Annotated in this window: 4 protein-coding genes; 1 reads left to right on the top strand and 3 read right to left on the bottom strand. The window is 74.9% G+C overall.

Annotation, left to right across the window (positions count from 1 at the left end):
* The 3 genes from BN2279_RS07565 to BN2279_RS07555 all read right to left on the bottom strand — a co-directional run.
* Nucleotides 1-431: helix-turn-helix domain-containing protein (locus BN2279_RS07565; RefSeq protein ID WP_159037102.1), on the bottom strand; the 431-nt coding region annotated here is incomplete at its 3' end.
* Between the two features lie 22 nt (nucleotides 432-453).
* The gene (gene purB, locus BN2279_RS07560) at nucleotides 454-1,884 is read right to left on the bottom strand and encodes an adenylosuccinate lyase (RefSeq protein WP_059007737.1); all 1,431 of its coding nucleotides are present in this window, start codon (nucleotides 1,882-1,884) and stop codon (nucleotides 454-456) included.
* A 10-nt stretch (nucleotides 1,885-1,894) separates the two neighbouring features.
* The gene (locus BN2279_RS07555; protein ID WP_079031956.1) at nucleotides 1,895-2,677 is read right to left on the bottom strand and encodes an SGNH/GDSL hydrolase family protein; all 783 of its coding nucleotides are present in this window, start codon (nucleotides 2,675-2,677) and stop codon (nucleotides 1,895-1,897) included.
* A gap of 97 nt (nucleotides 2,678-2,774) precedes the next feature.
* Between BN2279_RS07555 and BN2279_RS07550 the strand changes: the two genes are divergently transcribed.
* The coding region (locus tag BN2279_RS07550; protein WP_104530962.1) for a PP2C family protein-serine/threonine phosphatase at nucleotides 2,775-4,121 on the top strand (1,347 nt) is incomplete at its 3' end.

Below are 4,121 nucleotides of genomic sequence, written 5' to 3'. Positions count from 1 at the left end.
CGGCGCATCGCCAGGACAACACCCCGCCCCCCCCCCCCCCCGCCGGGCGCCCCCCCCCCCCTCCCCGCGCCCCCCCCCCCCCGGCCGCCGCCCCCCCCGCCCCCGCGCCCCCGCCGCCCCCCCCCCCCCCCCCCCCCCCCCCCCCCCCCCCCCCCCCGGCCCGGGCCCCGCCGCGCCGGCCGGCCCGCGCGCCGCTCCCCGCCGGGCCCGGCCGGGCCGGTCCCGGCGACCAGGCCCGCCCGCGCCAGGTCCTCCAGGACCCCTTCCACCGTCGGCCGGGACCGCCCGGTCGCGCGGGCCAGGCCCGTCAGCGACCGGTCGGCGCCCGCGTCGCGCAGCGCCCGCAGCACGACCGCCGAGTTGATCCGCCGCAGCAGGTGCGGGTTCCCCCGGCCCGAGGCCCCGGCGGCGTCGCCGCCCGTGTCGCTCACCCGCGCCGCCCTCCGGCGGCCCTCAGAGGATCGACCCGGGAACGTACGCCGCCGCCTCCGGATGCCGCTTCACCCCGTCCTCGATCCGGGCCCGCACGGCCGCCCCCTGCCCGGCCGCCGCCCCCGTGAACGACAGCCGGTCCGTCATCAGCGCGTCCAGACCCGCCCGGTCCAGCGGGATCCGCTCGTCGCCCGCGAGGCGGTCCAGCAGCTCGTTGCGCTCGGAGCCCTCCCGCATCCGCAGCGCCGACGCCACCGCGTGCTCCTTGATCGCCTCGTGCGCGGTCTCCCGCCCGACGCCCGCCCGCACGGCCGCCATCAGCACCTTCGTCGTCGCCAGGAACGGCAGGTAGCGGTCCAGCTCGCGCGCGACCACGGCGGGGAACGCGCCGAACTCGTCGAGCACGGTCAGGAACGTCTCGGTCAGCCCGTCCAGCGCGAAGAACGCGTCCGGCAGCGCCACGCGCCGCACCACGGAACAGGACACGTCGCCCTCGTTCCACTGGTCGCCCGCCAGCTCACCCGTCATCGACGCGTACCCGCGCAGCACCACGGCCAGCCCGTTCACCCGCTCGCACGAACGGGTGTTCATCTTGTGCGGCATCGCCGACGAACCGACCTGGCCCGGCTGGAAGCCCTCCGTCACCAGCTCCTGCCCGGCCATCAGCCGGATCGTCCTGGCCAGCGACGACGGCGCCGCCGCGAGCTGCACCAGGGCGGTCACCACCTCGTAGTCCAGCGACCGCGGATAGACCTGCCCCACCGACGTGAACACCTGCCCGAACCCGAGGTGCCCCGCAATCCGCTCCTCCAGCCCGGCCAGCCGCCGCTCGTCGCCGCCCAGCAGGTCGAGCATGTCCTGCGACGTGCCCACCGGGCCCTTCACCCCGCGCAGCGGATAGCGCGCCAGCAGCTCCTCCACCCGGGCCAGCGCGACCAGCAGCTCGTCGGCCGCCGTGGCGAAACGCTTCCCCAGCGTCGTCGCCTGCGCCGGAACGTTGTGCGACCGGCCCGTCATCACCAGCTCGGCATACTCACCGGCCAGCCGCCCCAGCCGCGCCAGCACCGCCACCGCGCGGTCCCGCACCAGCTCCAGGGAGAGCCGGATCTGCAACTGCTCGACGTTCTCCGTGAGGTCGCGCGACGTCATGCCCTTGTGGACCTGCTCGTGGCCCGCCAGCGCGTTGAACTCCTCGATCCTGGCCTTCACATCGTGCCGCGTGACGCGCTCGCGCTCCGCGATCGACGCCAGGTCCACCCGCTCCAGGACCCGCTCGTAGTCCGCGACCGCCTCCGGCGGCACCGCCACCCCCAGATCCGCCAGAGCCTTGAGCACCGCCAGCCACAGCCGGCGCTCCAGCACCACCTTGTACTCGGGGGACCAGAGGGTCGCCAGCTCCACGGAGGCGTAACGGCCTGCCAGAACGTTCGGAATGCGCGGCTTGTCAGTCACGCCACGGATTCTACGGGCTGTCCACCGGCGCCCAGGGCGCCAGCTCCGGCCGCTTGGGCAGCCGCCCGTCGCCCGTGGAGCGGCCCGTCAGGCGCCGCCCTATCCACGGCAGCAGGTGCTCCCGCGCGAACCGCGCGTCCGCCGCCCGCCGCGCGGACCAAGGGCCCGGCACCGCCGGCGGCAGCGGCCCGTCCCAGTCGAACTCCGGCGGATATCCCAGCCGTTGCCACACCGCCTCCGCCACCCGCCGGTGCGCCTCGCTTGTCAGGTGCAGCCGGTCCTCCGCCCACGCCCGCGGATCGGCCAGCGACCGCGCCCCGTACAGGTCCACCACCAGCGCCCCGTGCCGCCGCGCCAGCTCGTCGACGAACGCGAACAGCCGCTCCATCCGGCCCCGGTACCGCTCCAGCACCGGACCGCGCCGCCCCGGGCTGCGCATCAGCACCAGCCGCCGGCACGCCGGCGCCAGCCGTTCCACCGACTCCCGCAGCAGCCCGCAGGTCTCGTCCAGGTCGCAGCGCGGGCGCAGCACGTCGTTCATCCCGCCGACCAGCGTCACCAGATCCGCGCCCATGGCCGCCGCCACCGGCACCTGGTCCTCGGCGATCTGCCGCATCAGCTTGCCCCGCACCGCGAGGTTCGCGTAGGTGAACCCGGCGTTCCGCGCCGCGAGCCGGCCGGCCAGCAGATCCGCCCAGCCCCGGTACGTGCCGTCCGGCAGGACATCCGACATGCCCTCGGTGAACGAGTCGCCCAGAGCGACGAAACTGCGGAGACCGGGTGTGCTGTGCATGGCGCCGCCCATCGTAGACAGCCGCCCGGACCGGTCGCCGGGCGGTCCCCGGGCCCCGGTGTGAGACTGGTGCCGCTGCCCGGAGGTGAGTGACACCATGACGCAGGACACGCCCGAGACCCTCGCGGAGGAACGGCTCCTCGAAGGGCTGCTCGCGGACGTCCACGCCGCGGGACCGGCGGACCTGCCCGCCGTGGTGCGGCGCTGCGCCACCCTGCTGGGCCTGGACCACCTGGTGATCTACCTCATCGACCTCCAGCAGCGCGACCTGATCCCGCTCGGCGAGCGCGACACCGTCGTCCCCGTGGACTCCTCCATCGCCGGCTGGGCCTACCGCACCGCCGCCGTCCGCGTCGAGGAGGCGCCGACCGGTGGGCTGACGGCCTGGTTCCCGCTGGTGGACGGCGCCGAACGGCTCGGTGTCCTCGGCGCCTGGAGCCGGACGCTGGACGCCACGCGCCTCCGGCGCTGCCGGATGCCCGCCTCCGTGCTGGCGATGGTGATGACGTCCAAGCGCACGGACAGCGACAGCTTCGCCCGCGCGCCCCGGACCCGGCCGATGCGTCTGCCCGCCGAGATGCTGCGGGCGTTCCTGCCGCCGCGCACCGTGGGCGACGGTCACGTGGTGTCCACGGCGGTCCTCGAACCGGCCTACGACCTGGGCGGCGACGCGTTCGACCACTCCCTGACCCGCACCCATCTGCACGCCGCGATCTTCGACTCCATGGGCCACAACCTGGCCTCCGGCCTGACCACGGCCGTCGCCATGGCGGGCTGCCGCAACGCCCGCCGCAACGGCGCGGACCTGCCGGAGCTGGTCGAGACGATCGACCGGGCGCTCGCCGAGTGGCTGCCGGACCAGTTCTGCACCGGCGTCCTGTTGCAACTGGACCTGGTCAGCGGCGCGCTGCGCTGGTGCAACTGCGGCCACCCGACGCCGCTGCTGATCCGCGACCACCGCGTCGTCGACGGCGCCCTCGAACGCCCCAGCCAGCCCCCGATGGGGTCCCCGGCCCGGCTCGCCGCCGAAGTCGCCGACGCGGCGCGGGAGTTCCACGAGGTGACGCTGGAGCCGGGGGACCGGGTCCTGCTCTACACGGACGGCATCACCGAGGCCCGCGTCCAGGGCGGGGCGCTGCTGGAGATGGGCCGCTTCACCGACGCCATCATCCGCGCCACGGCGGCCGGCGAGCTGGCCTCGGAGGTGCTGCGCCGGCTGATCCACGAGATCCTCGACCACGAGGGCGGCCAGCTCCGCGACGACGCCACGATGCTGCTCGGGTACGCGTCGATGACGGGTGAGCTGGCGGGCGACCAGTGGAACGAGGGCGACGTGGTCTGGTCCGCTGTCTTTTATTCAAATCTGACGCTGCCGAAGATGCGGAGCGGGAGACGTCTGGGTCCACATGGCGTCGTAGACATAATTTATACTCTAGTGGGAGGG

Source organism: Streptomyces specialis (assembly GCF_001493375.1).
Taxonomy (GTDB): Bacteria; Actinomycetota; Actinomycetes; order Streptomycetales; family Streptomycetaceae; genus Streptomyces; species Streptomyces specialis.
Note: the sequence above shows the minus strand (reverse complement) of the source record. Positions and strands in the feature narration are given on the sequence as shown.

Excerpts from the sequence above, each read along its gene's own strand:
- BN2279_RS07555 (WP_079031956.1), bottom strand. The coding sequence starts at position 2,677 with ATGCACAGCACACCCGGTCTCCGCAGTTTCGTCGCTCTGGGCGACTCG.